Genomic DNA, 13,562 nt, shown 5'->3' on the forward strand with positions numbered 1-13,562 from the left:
GCGTCAACGCAACGTGGTCTCCGAGAACAGGTTGATGATCACGACTCCTGAGACGATCAGCGCAATGCCGACGAAGGCTGCGGCGTCCAGGATCTGACGGAACAGCACGAAGGAAACGGTGGCGGTCAGGATGATGCCGACCCCGCCCCAGATCGCATAGGCGATGCTCAACGGGATCACCCGGATCGCCACCGAGAGCGCGTAGAACGAGGCGACGTAGAACAGCACCATCGCCAGCGTGGGCCAGGGACGGGTGAACTGGGCGGATTGCTGCAGGAACGCCGACGCGGTGACCTCGAACACGATGGCGAGGGCGAGAGCCGTATAAGCGTTGAAGGCGGAGGTCATGAGCCTCTCGGCGTGAGGAAGATACCGCGCGGCTGTCGCGAATATCACGTGGGAATGACGAACCTGCGACACGACGGGCAGACGGGAGGCCGCCGCGCGACGATCGTGCGGCGGCTCGAGATGGCCCGATTCTTCGACCCGGCCCTAACCGATCCGCACCGAGAGTTCGACATCTTCGGCAAAGGGCGTCGACAGGTAGCCGCCGACGGGCGCGCGCACCCGTGCCAGATAGTCAGGGCTGTCGTCGGCATTGTCGGCGACGATGATCGCCCCCGGCCGCAGACGGCCTTCGACCAGATCCAGGATCTCGGGGTAGAGCGCCTTGGCACCGTCGAGCAGTACGAGATCGATCGTTTCGGGCAGGCCGGTGCTGAGCGTCTTCAGCGCGTCGCCTTCGCGGATGTCGACGAGATCGATCAAGCCGCCGGCCGAGAGGTTGTCTCGCGCCCGGGCAACCTTGGACGGCTCGAACTCGCTGGTGATGAGGCGCCCCCCGCCATTGTCGCGCAGGCCTGCGGCAAGGTGCAGTGTCGAGATGCCGAACGAGGTGCCGAACTCGACGATGGACCGGGCGCGGGAGCTGCGTGTCAGGATGTAGAGCAGCGCTCCGGTCTCGCGCGAGACCGGAAGCGGTGCGTCCTTCAGGCGTCCATAGAGATTGCGATATTCGGTTTTGCTCCGCATCATCCGCTCCCGCTCTGCGTCGGACAGGTCTGCGACTGCGGCTTCCGTTGCCTCGCTTGCTGCCTCGGCTTCGCCGAACAGGCGATCCAGCAGCGGCGCAAGCGAAGTGATGGTCGGGATGGTCATCGAAGTCTCCAGAGTTGGCGAAAGAAGCGCGTGCTTGCGCGCCGATTGAAATACGACTAATTCGTCGCGTTTCCTATTCGCATTGCCCGAGCGAGCCATGGCCGACCGTCGAAGCCGTTCAATTTCCTCACGAAAACAGCCGCAGCAAGCTCGCTCAACGGAGCTGGTGGCGGCCATTCTGGATGCGGCTGTTCAGGTTCTAGCGAAGGAGGGCGCGCAGCGTTTCACCACGGCGCGGGTGGCGGAGCGGGCCGGGGTGAGCGTCGGGTCGCTCTATCAATATTTTCCAAACAAGGCCGCGATCCTGTTTCGTCTCCAGAGCGACGAGTGGCGGCATACGAGCGAGCTGCTGCGCGGTATCCTCGCGGATCGCGCCAAGCCGCCACCGGCGCGGTTGCGCGCGCTGGTCCATGCCTTCATCCGCTCCGAGTGCGAGGAGGCTGCGATGCGCACGGCCCTCAACGACGCCGCGCCGCTCTATCGTGACGCGCCCGAAGCGCGCGAGGCCCGGGCGGCCAGCAGGGGCATCGTCGATGTCTTCATGCGAGAGGCGCTGCCCAAAGCTTCCAATGCGACGCGCGGCCTCGCCGGCGAGCTGATCACGACCACGCTCAGCGAGGCCGGCAAGCGATTTTCGGAGACCCGGCGCAGCGAGGCCGAGATTGCGCGTCATGCCGACGGGCTGGCCGACATGTTCTGCGCCTATCTCGGGGAATTGGCCCGACGCTGAAGCGCGAGATCCGGGCGACACTTGCATCGCCCCGCGTTTGTCCGTACGGACCTCCTTCATGCTCGTCATCTCGATCCAGAGCCAGGTGGTCCACGGCCATGTCGGCAACAGCGCGGCCGCGTATGCCATGCAGGCGGAGGGCGTGAACGTTGCGGCGGTGCCGACGACGCTGCTGTCCAACCATCCGCGCTATCCGAGCCTGCGCGGGCGGGTGCTGGAGACCGAGCTGGTCGCCGATCTCCTGAAGGGTGTCGAGGAGCGCGGCCTGGTCGACGAGGCTGCGGTGCTCGTCACCGGCTATCTCGGCTCGCCCGGCAATGCCGCCGTGATCGCCGATTTCGTCGAGCGGGCGCGTTCGCGGAATGCGAAGCTGGTCTATCTCTGCGACCCCGTGATCGGTGACGACGGCCGCGTCTATGTCGCGGACGGCATTTTGGACGTGGTCCGGCACCGGCTGCTGCCGGCGGCGAACCTGACGACGCCGAACCAGTTCGAGCTCGAGCTGCTCTCGGGAGCGACGATTGCAGATGCCGAGGGCCTGAGTGCGGCGTGTGCGATGCTGGCAGGGACGGGCCGCACCGACGTCGTCGCCACCGGCTGCACCCTCGCTGACACGGCGGCCGGGCAGGTCGAGACGATCCTGTGCAGCGACGGGCGATTGTCGCGCTTTGCGACGCCGCGCCTGCCGATCCGCCCCTACGGCACCGGCGATCTCCTCACCGGGCTGATCGCGGCGCATCTGGCCAAGGGCGAAGCGATGGGCTCGGCCGTGCGGCGCGCGGTCGACACGGTTTTTGCGGTGCTGGTGCGGACGCAGGACGCCGGCTCGGCCGAGATGCGGCTGGTGCCGCTGCCGACGGCGGAGCGCAAGCCGTAAACCGTCAGGTCGCGCGCTTGACGGCCGATTGCGCCGATTTCTGCGGCTTGGCCGGGCTCTTCTGCTCGCGCGCGGCGTGGGCCTTCGGCGGCTTGGCGCTGGCGATGGCGCGCGGCTTCTTCGGCTTGGCGCTGGCAACGTCCTTGCGATCGGAGGTGCCGCGCTTCGAGATATATTCCTTGCCGTCGATCGGGCCGACATGCGGCGGATCGCGGCCGAGATAGGGCCTGCCGATGCCGAACGCCTTGCCGTTGGCATCGACCCACTTCCACAGGATTTCGGTCGAGACCCAGCGCTGTGCCCGATTATTGCCTTGCGTGCTGACGATGTCCGCGGCCATGCCGTGGCCATACCCGCCGCGTGTGCTGCCGCCATGATAGGAGCGGTTGGACGCGGCCTTCAGGCCGCTTGCGATCGACTGGCGATAATCGTCGCGGAACGCGCTGGTGATGCCCGGCGACAGGCCGGCAGCTTCGGCCGCGAGCATCATGCGGAACAGCTTCTGCTTGAAGCTCTTGTCCATGCCGCCGATGACGTAGTCCATCATCGACATGCCGGCGCGCTCGGCCGCGTTCGGATCCTTCCAGGTGAAGTCCTGATCGACCAGCTTGGTGAAGCTGCGCATCACCGTGACGGTCTTGCCCTTGCGCTTGATGGTGACCGCGCGCCGCTCCTGAACCTTGATCGTGTCTTCCTTGGCGGTGCGCTGATAGAGCGCCCAGAGATAGCGGTCGATGCAGGTATCCATGACGAAGCATTCGTCGAGCACGGCGACGGTGTCGGCGGGCGGAGACGCCTTGCTCGCAGGCGCGACAGGACCGCTCGCGATCGCCGCGGGCGACAATGCGTCCGTCGTCACGATCTCGGTGGGATCGGCGGATGCGAGCTTGACGGGGTCGGGCAGAGGGGCGGGGGCAATCTCGCTGACGATCGGCTCCGGTTCGGGGGAGATCTGCGGCGCGGGAGCAGGTTCCGCCGGCAGGATCAGCACCGGGTCGGCCGAGGCAAGCTTGACGGTGGAGGCGGGCTGCTCCGGCGTTGCCTCTGCTGGCGTAGCAGGGGTGGCAGCGACGGCGGCAGCGATGTCGGCGGTCAAGGCGAGGCCATCCTCGATGGTCGCAGCCCGCGGCACGTCGGCGAGGTCGATGCGGCCGTGATCCTTGGCGTGATCCTTGGCGCGCGAGATGGCGGCTGCATTGGCACCGCTGTTCTCGATCAGCGCAGGCGCATAGGCCGAGAGAGACAATGCGAGCCAGCCGGCGAGAACGGCCGAGGGACACGACACCGCCACCAGAAGAGACCGCCGATCGTTCATGATCCCTGCCTCCAAACGGTCTGTTCGAAGCGTCTGGCTCGAACAGTGGTGATGCAAACAGTCTGACGAAACAGTCTTGCACGGAAAGGCACGCAGCACGCCCATTGTTCGGGCCACGTTGTGGCGGCGCAATGGCGCAAATCGGCGGTTGCGGGCTTTTCGAGGCAGGTGTTGCCCAGGTGCAACGCCCGGTTCCATGCGGCATTGCCGCAACTTTGTTGCTGCTGGTGCGTTGGAGGCGCCATGACGCATCCCTCGCTTCGTCCCATGGACGCCTTCGACCCCACCGAGCCCGCCATCCTGCACGATCGTGTTTCGGACACGATCATTACCTGGACCGCCGATCAGGCCGAGGACTACCGGCGCGCCAGCCGGCCCGGCGCGGATGGGACCGTGGCCTGGAAGACCTACCTGTTCGATGGCTGGGGCAACGTGCTCGGTGGCTGAGCACCGCCCTGAAGCGCGAGCTAGGCCTTCCTCACGAACTCCGACTTCAGATTCATCGCGCCGATGCCGTCGATCTTGCAGGCGATGTTGTGGCCGTCGCTGGCGTCCTGCAGGCGGATGTTGCGCACCTTGGTGCCGCCCTTGACCACCGAGGACGAGCCCTTGATCTTGAGATCCTTGATCACGATGACGCTGTCGCCGTCGGCGAGCACATTGCCGTTGGCATCGCGCACGCCCGCATCCTGCGCCGTGTCTGCAGCCGCTTCCGCTGCGCCGCTCCATTCATGGCCGCATTCCGGGCAGACCCAGAGATCGCGGTCCTGATAGGCGTGCTCGGAATTGCAGGTCGGGCATTTCATCGTGTCGGTCATGACGGGTCTTGTCTCGCGGGTTCGTTCGCGGCGCGACCGTAGAGGCGGGAACCGGGAAAGCAAGGAAAAGCTGCCAACGGCGTGGGCCGAGCGTTACCTGCCGGTGCGATATCACCGAGAAACGCGCGACGAACGTGGCGAGTGAGGGCGCGGCCAAGCAAGAAGTTTTTCGAAAAACAACCCCATGCACAGTAGACATGCCTTTGGAATCCTGGGGCTTTGTTTATATTCGGTAATCCCGAACGAACATTTGACCCGTCGGGCAAAACAATGGCATGATGCCATGGTGGCGTTCGTCCGTTGCGGGGTGATTCATCAGGGCCGTCGGGTGCGGCACCATCCCGGATTACGCTGACGCTCCATCCGGGCTAGGCTCGCTCCGCAATCTGCGACGAGCCCCTCATGAGCTTCCTTCTCAACATCGATGTTCCCGACGTGGCGAAAGCCACGACGTTCTACACTGAAGCCTTCGGCCTCACGGTCGGCCGCCGCTTCGGCGCCGACTTCGTCGAGCTCAACGGCTGGCCGGCGCCGGTGTATCTCCTGACCAAGCAGGCCGGCACGGTCGGCGCCGGCGGCGATCGTCGCCGCTATGAGCGGCACTGGACGCCGGTGCATATCGACGTCGTCGTCGACGATGTCGACGCAGCCGTCGCGCGTGCGCTCGCTGCGGGCGCGATCCTCGAGGCGGACGCGCGCGATGCGCCCTATGGGCGGATCGCGATGCTGGCCGATCCGTTCGGGCACGGCTTCTGTCTGCTGGCGTTCAGCGCGCAAGGCTATGACGCGCTGCTGGGACGTGAGTAGCCCGGATTGCGCTTTGCTCCACCCGGGCTACGCTCGCTCGCGGAAAGCTGCGCCGGCATCGGAGCGACATGCCAAAGAAACTGAAGACCTACCAGACCTCGCTCGGCTTCTACGATCAGGCGATCGCCGCGCCCTCGATGAAGGCGGCGCTTGAGGCCTGGGGCGCCAGCTCCAATCTGTTCCATCAAGGCGTTGCCAAGGAGACGGACGACCCCGACATCGTCGCCGCGACCATGGCAAAGCCGGGTGTCGTGCTCAGGCGCCCGGTCGGCTCGGATGGCCCGTTCACCGAAAGCGCGGAGCTGCCGAGCGATCTCGGCGAGGGCGAGACGAGGCCCAGGAGAAGATCGAAGAGCAAATCGGGAGCGCAGAAGCGTCCCGCCAAGGCGGCGCGGAAAGCAAGCCGCGAAATCGATGATGCGGCGGCCCGCAAGGCCGCAGCGGAGTTCGAGAAGGAGGAGCGACGGCGCGAGGCCGCGCGTGCCAAGGAAGAGGCCGCCCGCGCCAGGGAGCGCGCACGCCGCGACAAGGCGGTCGCCGCAGCGGAAGCTGCGCTCGACAAGGCGCGGCGCGAGCACGACGCCAAGGCCGAGGCGATCGAAGCCGAGCGCGCCGCGCTCGATGCGCGCGCCGAGGCCGAGCAGGAGCGCTGGGACAGGCAGAGGAAGAAGCTCGAGCAGGCCCTGCGCCGCGCGCGCGAGTGACTTTCGCAGGTGGGGAGGAATTTCTTTACCATGCCGTCCGGTCCCCGCCGTTTCGCCCGACGTTTAGGAGTTGAGCCAAAATTCCGCGCTATCTTCGCCCCGATAGGAATTGCGCTTCGGGAGCCGTCATGGGTGATCATCGCGCCGCAGTCAGGCATCACACGCTGAGGACCGGCATCGTCGAATTCGACAATGGCAGCGGCGGCACGGTCAGCGTGCCCTGCACGATCCGCGACGTTTCCGCCGCCGGCGCGCGGCTGGAGTTCAATTCGTCGCTGTGGGTCGCCGAGCAGTTCACGCTGATCTTCAGGGGCGGCCTGCGCAAGGGCTGCCGCGTCGCCTGGCGCAAGGGCCGGCTGATCGGCAGCGCGTTCGCGGACGGCTATGCGAGCGCGGACGAGCAGGCGGTGATGATGACCATGGAGGAGCAGGCCCGGCACCGCCGCGGCATCGGCGCCCGCGTCAAGGCGACGCGCGAGGCCCGCGGCTACACCACAGCCCAGCTCGCCGAACACCTCAGTGTCACGCCAGCCTTCGTGGCGTCGGCCGAGCAGGGCGAGGCGGACATTCCGCTGTATCAGCTGATGCACATCGCCGATCTCTTGATGGTCGGCCTCGACCGGCTGGTGGCGGGGGCGGCGGAGGAGATGGATGCGGCGTAGGTTTCGTAGCCCGGATGAGCGAAGCGACATCCGGGACTCTGTTGGTTATTCGGAATACTTTTGCATCCATTCTCCGTCATTGCGAGCGCAGCGAAGCAATCCAGACTGTCTCCGAGGAGGGACTCTGGATTGCTTCGCTGCGCTCGCAATGACGGGGAGAGGTCGGAGCGCAAAAGCCGACAGCCCTTATGTCCGCACCTCGCGCGAAATTTGCTTGCCTTGCGCGGCATCCTTTTGCACTCTTTGAGCGAAGGAGACCACCGCATGACAAAGATGACCGCCGCCTTTGCGCTCGGAACGGCGCTCGTGCTGAGCAGCCTTGCAACATCAGGTGCGGAAGCGAGGGCGCGGAAAGCCGTCGTCGTTCGCGCCCCACAAGAGCGGCTCATCGTCACGGCGCCCGTGCTGAGGCCGACGCCGTGGGATTACAACATCGTCCCGCGCTATCGCTATCGCCCCGAGGACGACAAGGTCGATCCCTACGGCCCGCCCTTCGTGCCGTCCTACGTGCGCTATGAGGGATGGCGCTGGCCGTATTGGTGGTAGGCGGCAATTCGCAGGGTGGGCAAAGCGACTTGTCCGCCGTAGCTCGAAGAGCGAAGGCGGAAGCGTGCCCACCATTGCGTGTGATTGTGAGAGTACGTGGGCACGGCGCAAGGGCGCCTTTGCCCACCCTACGGCACCACGTCATTTGGTACGCGGACAAATTGAAGTTTGATGCCTGCCCATCTCTGCGTGCAGGGATTGCGATTGGGCAAAAATGGCAAAGTGGAGACTGTCAAGAATACATAGAGGTAGAACGGCACTTATCCCCGTAATAAACCCAATGCTGCTTGGGGTTCTGGGCGCGTATTGGGAGAACAGTCATGGCAAGTGTCGAACAATTGCACAGACGGGACGGAGTGAACTTGGTCCAACTCGAAGCCGATATCAGTTCGATCCGGTCGGGAAGCTCCATTACTTCAATTAATCTACCTGATTACGTCGAGCACACCGCGGGCGTGTCGCGCGTCGGTGCGCTCAGTGCCGAAGCGGTCATTCGCGACTATGAGTCCGCTGCGAAAGAGATCGAGGCCATGGGCACCGAGTTGATCGACGCCGCGCAAAAGTGCGAGGCGCTGACGGCCCAGGTTCATGATGCGATCGCCTTCATGCGGGAAACGGCGGCAGGCTATCGGGAAGAAGGACGGAAGATTTTCAAGCGTATCGAAGAATGCGCGCTGTTCACCGAAGACGTTCGCAAGACCTGCGAACAGGTCAAACGCAGAATGACCGACGTCTCGTTCGGCCCATCTTCCGATGAGGAGCTGGCGCCGCAAGAGCCCGAGCTGACGGGGATCGCGGCCAAGGTGACGATGAGCGAAGTCCGGTGAGGGGAGCGTAGGTCCGTAAGGGTGGGTTAGCCCTGTGATTGCGCGAAGCGCAATCACAGGGCGTAACCCACCATACCTGCCTCCGCGGAAATCAAAGAGCGGGTTACGCGAGCGGACTGCGCTTCGCGCCGCCGCAGGCTAACCACCCTACGGCACTTCAAATCCAAGCGCGCCCTTCGCGAAACGGGCTCACCAATCCGGATCGCCGTAATAGGGGCCGGCCATATAAGGCGGCGGCATCCAGGGGCCTCGCGGCGGTCTGGAGCGCCGTGGCGCGGCGTCTGGTACGTGCGCCCGGGCACGCGCATCGTTGTTCACCACGCTGCGCACGACGGGCTTGGCGGCCGCAGAGGCGGATGAGGCCGATGTTGCGCTCAGTTGCGTTTGCAGCGCCTGGACCTGGGCGGCGAGGCGCGCATTGTCCGCCGCATCCTTCTCCTGCGCGCCCCTGAGCTGCTCGATGGTGGCGGCCTGGTCGCGCAGGGTCTGCTCGCTGCGGCTCTTCAGCTGCTCGAGCTTGCCGCTGATGTTCGCAAGCTCGCTCGTGATGGTCTTGAGCGATTGCGCGAGCTCGGACGATGACGGCTCGGCCGCCGCGGCGGCAGGCCTGGAAGCGCTTTCCGGGTCCTTGGGCCCCGGCGGCGGAGACACCGGGCTCGGCTCATCCGCGGCCGCCAGCAGCACCGTCGCCGGCTGCGCCGGATTGTCCGCCGCGGACGCCTGTGGGGGTGTGCTCGCGGCCGGCGGAGCCCATCGCGCCATGATCGACTTGCCGATCGATGTCGCCTCGCCGCTGTATTGCGAGGCGACGGCGGCACCGAGCAGGCCGATCGCCAGCACGAGAATGACCAAAGCGCGCATCATGGCCTTGTCTCTCCTCAGGCCCTGATCGCGAGGCTTGGTGCTTAGAGGCTTGGTGTTGAGAGGCTTGGCATCAGGCGCCGCCGCCTTGTTTGCGGACGTGGCGGCTGCCGTGGCGGCGGCGCTTGCGTGCGAGGTCCGCGGGGCTTCGCTGCTGCGTTCCATTCCGGAAACCAGCCGGTCCAGCCGCGCAAGGTCTTCTTCTGCGCTCTTGATCCGGTCGTAGGCCCGAGTCAGCCCGCTGTCGGCACGTGTCTCGTCCGGCTTCGCTGCATCGGGCTTGGCGTCATCGGCCTTGCGGGTCTCTGGTTTGGGGTCGTTCGTGTCAGGCATCGATGCGCTCTCCATTCGGTCGGGCGTCAATGGGAGGCAGTCCGATCAAGGATAGGTCTCGCCGCTGTCCGACACAACGCGTGTGCAAAGGAGAAATTATGGCGGGCTCGGCACATGATGCGCGACACGGCGCTGTCGTGCGATCGCCTTGCTGGTCTCACCATGACCGTTCGCTGAGAGGAACGGGCGCTGGTCCATTCCGTTTTCTTTGAGGGGGCCTGTTCGAGGAGGACAACATGAAAGCAAGGATCATCGCGCTTTCGGCTGCCGTTGTCATGGCTACAGCCCCAGCCGTATTTGCTCAGGGTGTATCGAGCAAGACGCCAGGTCAGGAGATGCAGCAAATGGGTTCCCAGAAGGGCGAGCCGGGCGCTTCCAGCTACGCTCCTGGGCATAAGAAGAAGCATCAGGCGAAGGCCTCGAAGAGCACCAGCCCCGGCGCGTCGAGCTACGCTCCAGGAAAAACTACCGGACAAACCACAGGTCAAACCACCGGCGCGAGCACAAGGCCGACCACCGGCACGAAGTCAGGGTACTGAACTCCAGGCGGTCCTTAAGCGGGTAGGGTGGGTTAGCTCCGCGAAGGCGCAAAGGGCAGTCGCGTAGCGTAACCCACCTCATTCATCTCGGCGCGCGGAGAGCCGGAGGGTTACGCCGGCGCCGCAATACGCAGCTAGCGTTTAGTGACGTAGCGCGCGGATTTCGAGCGTCGTCTGGGTGAGCCTGGCCACGAACCCCTCAAGATGCATGACCCTTTGTCTGGTCAATTGTTCATGCAACTCGGTGATCTTCTGGGATTCGGCGACAAACGAGTCGCATGCCTGTTTCGCATACGCCATCTGAAGCTCAAACGCCTCGACGGGTGAGCGCGCCGTCGCGAGCTTTCCCAGGAAGTTCCAGGCTTGCTCGAGCGACGTCCTGACGTAGTCGCTATAGGCGTCGGCAATCGCCTGCGTGCTGGCCTCCAAGGGTTCGACCGGTGCGACGGGCGGGCCTGCAGCGATCTGCATCCCGGAAGCCTCGTCCGGCAGGGCTACAGCCGACGGTATCTCCGCACTGATCGGTCGGCTCGGCTCTTGCTCGGTCTCTTGCTCGATCTTTTGCTCGATCTTTTGCTCGGTCTCTTGCCTGTTCTCCGCCGAGGCATCCGGCAATTGATGCTCTGCACTGGCGCGTTGCTCGCTGGCCCCGGTCCGTTGTCCCGACTTCTTCTTGCCGCCGCGCCGGCCGGATTTTCCGGTTGGCTTGTTTCCCACCGCACTCAACATTGCAAATGGCTCCCGAATATCGATGAAGCCGCGAGCCTCCGTCGCGTTTGCGCTGAAATCGCGATTGTGGGCTGTCGCCCGCGTGGCGGCCATGTGGTGAGATTTTGCCGCTGCATCTTCGGTGTATCCGGCAAAGAGTCGCGGATCGCGATACCTGCGGATGGCCGCCTTTGTTGCCACATCCCACGAGCTCTTTTGCCGAACGCGTAATCCACCATTCTTGCTTCTGCGGAGGCGGGCTACGCCGAGCAGACGCGCTTCGCGCGTCTGCATGACGAAATCCAACCTGCGCGCTCAGATGAGGAAGTCGGTCGCGTGCAGGCTCGCAGCGTGGACGCCGTCGAGGGTGATGGTGTCGTTCGCCGAGAGGTGAACCACGGCATCGCCGGCGGCATTGTCCTTGATCTGGCTCGATAGCGCCGTCCAGTCAGCAAAGCCGTAATCGTGCACGTCGATCAAATCGTGCTCGGTCGCGGTGCTGCCCATCGCCTTGTTGCCTTGGTCGAAGTCGTTGAGCATGTCGTTGCCGGAACCTTTGTTGAAGACGAAGATGTCGCCGTTTCCTCCGCCCCAAAGCTGGTCGTCGCCGGCGCCGCCGTTCAGCGTATCGTTGCCGCCGGTGATCGAGCCTGGTGATGCAGGCGTGTAGATCCGCGCATCGCCATACATGAAGTCCCGGCCGGCGCTGCCGTTGAGGACATCGTTGCCGCCACGAGCATGACCCGCCATGACCGGCGCGTCGCCGAACAGCGACGAGCTCGCGTCAGCGTACTGGCCGGCCATCTTGACGGTCAAGATATCGTCGCCGCCCTGGGTCAGATCCATCAGGGACGTCGACGAATCCCCCGACAGGCTGGCGCCGGATATCGGGCTGTCGCCGTCCAGGGTGGCGCTCAGATTGTCGTTGCCGCCTTGCGCAAGGCCGCGCATGGCGCCGATCGCGTCGCCGCTGACGGTTGCTCCGCCATCGATGGTGAGAACGCTGACATCGATCGTGTCATTGCCGCCGTGCGAGGTGTCGATCATGGAACCGCCGGCATCGCCCGCGAACAAATTGGCGCCGCCACGCCACCCGATCGAGCCGGTGATGTCGTCATTGCCGCCCCGCGCGTTGCCCGACATGTCGTCCGCGACGTCGCCGAAGGCCGAAACGGTGGTGTAGACGGTGCCATAGGCATCCGCGACGATGGTGTCGTGGCCGCCTTTGGCGTCGTCGATCATCGATTGGGTGTCGCCCACCACGAGCGCGGTGTTCCAGCCGCCGCCGATGTCGGCAATGAGCGTGTCGTTTCCGCCTTGCGAGTGACCAAGCAGCGTCGTGTGGTCGTCGCCGAAAACAGTGAGTTGCGTATTGCGCTCGGTGACGGTGGCCGTCACGGTGTCGTTGCCGCCGACGACGTCCGTGCTTGAAGGAAAGCCGGGGTCTCCGTACACGGTCGCGATTTGACCAAACTGGTCGAGGGTGACGTCGAAGGTGTCGTTCGGCAGATGCTGCATGGCGTAACTCCCAGTTCCATTGTCGGAAGCGGGCCCGCGTGCAGATTTTCTTGCAAGTCGCGTTGTTGACCACGCTTCACCGGCAGCATTCTACCTTTGGTCGATGGCAGAGATTTGTAGGAATTCGGGAGAGAGTTTGATCGTGAGGCTGGAACTGCGGGCGCGAGCGTGGAGATGGTGCGTAGGGTGGGTTAGCCCCGCGACTGCGCGAAGCGCAGTTCGCGCGGCGTAACCCACCGCTTCTGTCTCTGCGGATACGAACAGAGGTGGGTTACGCTGCGCTAACCCACCCTACAAGCTACGAGCTATCACCAGAGATTCTGGCGACGACAATCAATAGCGCCCGCCGCTGCTCTTCTGCTGCGTGATCCAGTCCGACAATGATTTCGGTGTCGATTTCGCCGTCCGGCCCGCTGATGCCTTCGGATTGTCGCGGACGCCTTTCGCCGGACGGGTGCGCGGCGCTTGCGTTGCGCCAGCGCCCTTCAAGGCAGCCGCCGATGCCTCTGCGGCTTCCTTCTCCAGCCGCAGCTGCTTCAATCGCGCCATCTTGATGCGCTCTGCCTCGACTTCGGGGCGTTCGGCTAGCTGCGGCTTGTGTTGAGCAAGCTCGGCCGGGACCAGGACGCCGAGAATGGTCGTCTCGCCGAGCGCCTTGCAGGCCTCTAACCGATGCAGTCCCTCCACCAGAACCAGGCGGTCTCCGTCGAGCCAAACGGAAATGGGGGCCTGTTGTCCGATCTCCAGAATACTTTCCGCGATCTCCCCGACGATTTCGGGCTTGATGGCTTTCTTCTGCTTCGTGGGAACGAAGATCTTTTCGATCGGGAAGCTTTCCGGTTTGGGCATGACTTCTACTCCGCTTCTACCGGGCTCGTCGGAACCCATGCCGGTGGGGTTGGGAGTTTAAGAGGGAAGGGCTCGGCCGCAAAGGCAATTATGGCGAGGGGGAATGATGGGTAGCGAAGCCGGAGCCAAGATGCGATCAGGAGGGCAGTGCACTCAGTCCGGGGGCGCATGTGAAAGTCAGCGGAATTGGCCGATCCGGCAATAGCGAATAATATCGTGCACTCACCGTAATTCGGGGCGAAGCGTAAATCCGGGGGCTCACCAAGTTGCACTGTCCCGGATTGCGCTCCATCCGGCTACGCTTGCTTAC

General features: G+C 64.5%; 17 protein-coding genes. 9 read left to right on the top strand and 8 right to left on the bottom strand.

Annotated features, from left to right (window positions below):
• Positions 1-3: 3 nt before the first annotated feature.
• Positions 4-348, bottom strand: a complete 345-nt coding sequence (locus N2602_RS18420; RefSeq protein WP_212258471.1) for a multidrug efflux SMR transporter — start codon at positions 346-348, stop codon at positions 4-6.
• A gap of 144 nt (positions 349-492) precedes the next feature.
• Complete coding sequence (locus tag N2602_RS18425) at positions 493-1,158, bottom strand: O-methyltransferase (RefSeq protein ID WP_260383491.1); 666 nt, start codon at positions 1,156-1,158, stop codon at positions 493-495.
• 97 nt (positions 1,159-1,255) lie between these two features.
• Here N2602_RS18425 and N2602_RS18430 point away from each other — a divergent pair, with 97 nt between their 5' ends.
• Complete coding sequence (locus N2602_RS18430) at positions 1,256-1,888, top strand: TetR family transcriptional regulator (RefSeq protein ID WP_172788556.1); 633 nt, start codon at positions 1,256-1,258, stop codon at positions 1,886-1,888.
• A gap of 58 nt (positions 1,889-1,946) precedes the next feature.
• Positions 1,947-2,765 (top strand): pyridoxal kinase, encoded by an 819-nt coding sequence (gene pdxY / locus N2602_RS18435; protein WP_260383492.1) that lies wholly within the window; start codon positions 1,947-1,949, stop codon positions 2,763-2,765.
• 4 nt (positions 2,766-2,769) lie between these two features.
• Here pdxY and N2602_RS18440 read toward each other — a convergent pair whose 3' ends face one another.
• Positions 2,770-4,080, bottom strand: a complete 1,311-nt coding sequence (locus N2602_RS18440) for a hypothetical protein (protein WP_260383493.1) — start codon at positions 4,078-4,080, stop codon at positions 2,770-2,772.
• A gap of 243 nt (positions 4,081-4,323) precedes the next feature.
• Here N2602_RS18440 and N2602_RS18445 point away from each other — a divergent pair, with 243 nt between their 5' ends.
• A complete protein-coding gene (locus tag N2602_RS18445; RefSeq protein WP_260383494.1) occupies positions 4,324-4,527 on the top strand; it encodes a hypothetical protein in 204 nt (67 codons plus the stop codon).
• Between the two features lie 20 nt (positions 4,528-4,547).
• On the opposite strand, the gene N2602_RS18450 is transcribed toward N2602_RS18445, so the two are convergent.
• Positions 4,548-4,898, bottom strand: coding sequence for a zinc ribbon domain-containing protein YjdM (locus tag N2602_RS18450; protein ID WP_100234511.1), 351 nt, complete (start codon positions 4,896-4,898; stop codon positions 4,548-4,550).
• 402 nt (positions 4,899-5,300) lie between these two features.
• Between N2602_RS18450 and N2602_RS18455 the strand changes: the two genes are divergently transcribed.
• From N2602_RS18455 to N2602_RS18475, 5 genes are all read left to right on the top strand, one after another.
• Positions 5,301-5,705, top strand: a complete 405-nt coding sequence (locus tag N2602_RS18455; protein WP_260383495.1) for a VOC family protein — start codon at positions 5,301-5,303, stop codon at positions 5,703-5,705.
• Positions 5,706-5,773: 68 nt separating this feature from the next.
• The gene (locus tag N2602_RS18460; RefSeq protein WP_260383496.1) at positions 5,774-6,409 is read left to right on the top strand and encodes a cell envelope biogenesis protein TolA; all 636 of its coding nucleotides are present in this window, start codon (positions 5,774-5,776) and stop codon (positions 6,407-6,409) included.
• A gap of 128 nt (positions 6,410-6,537) precedes the next feature.
• Positions 6,538-7,071, top strand: a complete 534-nt coding sequence (locus N2602_RS18465) for a helix-turn-helix domain-containing protein (RefSeq protein WP_260383497.1) — start codon at positions 6,538-6,540, stop codon at positions 7,069-7,071.
• 264 nt (positions 7,072-7,335) lie between these two features.
• Entirely contained in the window at positions 7,336-7,617 is a 282-nt protein-coding gene (locus N2602_RS18470; RefSeq protein ID WP_172788634.1) for a hypothetical protein, read from the top strand.
• A 320-nt stretch (positions 7,618-7,937) separates the two neighbouring features.
• Complete coding sequence (locus N2602_RS18475; RefSeq protein ID WP_172788635.1) at positions 7,938-8,444, top strand: hypothetical protein; 507 nt, start codon at positions 7,938-7,940, stop codon at positions 8,442-8,444.
• Between the two features lie 189 nt (positions 8,445-8,633).
• Here N2602_RS18475 and N2602_RS18480 read toward each other — a convergent pair whose 3' ends face one another.
• On the bottom strand, positions 8,634-9,638 hold the full coding sequence (locus tag N2602_RS18480) for a hypothetical protein (RefSeq protein WP_260383498.1): 1,005 nt from the start codon (positions 9,636-9,638) through the stop codon (positions 8,634-8,636).
• 236 nt (positions 9,639-9,874) lie between these two features.
• On the opposite strand from N2602_RS18480, the gene N2602_RS18485 reads away from it, so the two are divergent.
• Positions 9,875-10,177, top strand: a complete 303-nt coding sequence (locus N2602_RS18485) for a hypothetical protein (protein ID WP_260383499.1) — start codon at positions 9,875-9,877, stop codon at positions 10,175-10,177.
• Between the two features lie 141 nt (positions 10,178-10,318).
• Here the strand turns inward: N2602_RS18485 and N2602_RS18490 are convergent, their stop codons facing one another.
• The 3 genes from N2602_RS18490 to N2602_RS18500 form a co-directional block, all read right to left on the bottom strand.
• A complete protein-coding gene (locus N2602_RS18490) occupies positions 10,319-11,179 on the bottom strand; it encodes a phasin family protein (RefSeq protein ID WP_260383500.1) in 861 nt (286 codons plus the stop codon).
• A 21-nt stretch (positions 11,180-11,200) separates the two neighbouring features.
• Entirely contained in the window at positions 11,201-12,403 is a 1,203-nt protein-coding gene (locus N2602_RS18495) for a calcium-binding protein (RefSeq protein WP_260383501.1), read from the bottom strand.
• Positions 12,404-12,736: 333 nt separating this feature from the next.
• On the bottom strand, positions 12,737-13,252 hold the full coding sequence (locus N2602_RS18500) for a ParB N-terminal domain-containing protein (protein ID WP_260383502.1): 516 nt from the start codon (positions 13,250-13,252) through the stop codon (positions 12,737-12,739).
• Positions 13,253-13,562 lie beyond the last annotated feature (310 nt).

Origin of the sequence: Bradyrhizobium sp. NC92 (assembly GCF_025200865.1) — a bacterium.
In the GTDB taxonomy this organism is placed as follows: domain Bacteria; phylum Pseudomonadota; class Alphaproteobacteria; order Rhizobiales; family Xanthobacteraceae; genus Bradyrhizobium.

Excerpts from the sequence above, each read along its gene's own strand:
- N2602_RS18470 (WP_172788634.1), top strand. The coding sequence starts at position 7,336 with ATGACAAAGATGACCGCCGCCTTTGCGCTCGGAACGGCGCTCGTGCTG.
- N2602_RS18480 (WP_260383498.1), bottom strand. The coding sequence starts at position 9,638 with ATGCCTGACACGAACGACCCCAAACCAGAGACCCGCAAGGCCGATGAC.
- N2602_RS18420 (WP_212258471.1), bottom strand. The coding sequence starts at position 348 with ATGACCTCCGCCTTCAACGCTTATACGGCTCTCGCCCTCGCCATCGTG.
- N2602_RS18475 (WP_172788635.1), top strand. The coding sequence starts at position 7,938 with ATGGCAAGTGTCGAACAATTGCACAGACGGGACGGAGTGAACTTGGTC.
- N2602_RS18430 (WP_172788556.1), top strand. The coding sequence starts at position 1,256 with ATGGCCGACCGTCGAAGCCGTTCAATTTCCTCACGAAAACAGCCGCAG.
- N2602_RS18495 (WP_260383501.1), bottom strand. The coding sequence starts at position 12,403 with ATGCAGCATCTGCCGAACGACACCTTCGACGTCACCCTCGACCAGTTT.
- N2602_RS18445 (WP_260383494.1), top strand. The coding sequence starts at position 4,324 with ATGACGCATCCCTCGCTTCGTCCCATGGACGCCTTCGACCCCACCGAG.
- N2602_RS18450 (WP_100234511.1), bottom strand. The coding sequence starts at position 4,898 with ATGACCGACACGATGAAATGCCCGACCTGCAATTCCGAGCACGCCTAT.
- pdxY (WP_260383492.1), top strand. The coding sequence starts at position 1,947 with ATGCTCGTCATCTCGATCCAGAGCCAGGTGGTCCACGGCCATGTCGGC.
- N2602_RS18440 (WP_260383493.1), bottom strand. The coding sequence starts at position 4,080 with ATGAACGATCGGCGGTCTCTTCTGGTGGCGGTGTCGTGTCCCTCGGCC.
- N2602_RS18490 (WP_260383500.1), bottom strand. The coding sequence starts at position 11,179 with ATGCAGACGCGCGAAGCGCGTCTGCTCGGCGTAGCCCGCCTCCGCAGA.
- N2602_RS18460 (WP_260383496.1), top strand. The coding sequence starts at position 5,774 with ATGCCAAAGAAACTGAAGACCTACCAGACCTCGCTCGGCTTCTACGAT.
- N2602_RS18485 (WP_260383499.1), top strand. The coding sequence starts at position 9,875 with ATGAAAGCAAGGATCATCGCGCTTTCGGCTGCCGTTGTCATGGCTACA.
- N2602_RS18425 (WP_260383491.1), bottom strand. The coding sequence starts at position 1,158 with ATGACCATCCCGACCATCACTTCGCTTGCGCCGCTGCTGGATCGCCTG.
- N2602_RS18465 (WP_260383497.1), top strand. The coding sequence starts at position 6,538 with ATGGGTGATCATCGCGCCGCAGTCAGGCATCACACGCTGAGGACCGGC.
- N2602_RS18500 (WP_260383502.1), bottom strand. The coding sequence starts at position 13,252 with ATGCCCAAACCGGAAAGCTTCCCGATCGAAAAGATCTTCGTTCCCACG.
- N2602_RS18455 (WP_260383495.1), top strand. The coding sequence starts at position 5,301 with ATGAGCTTCCTTCTCAACATCGATGTTCCCGACGTGGCGAAAGCCACG.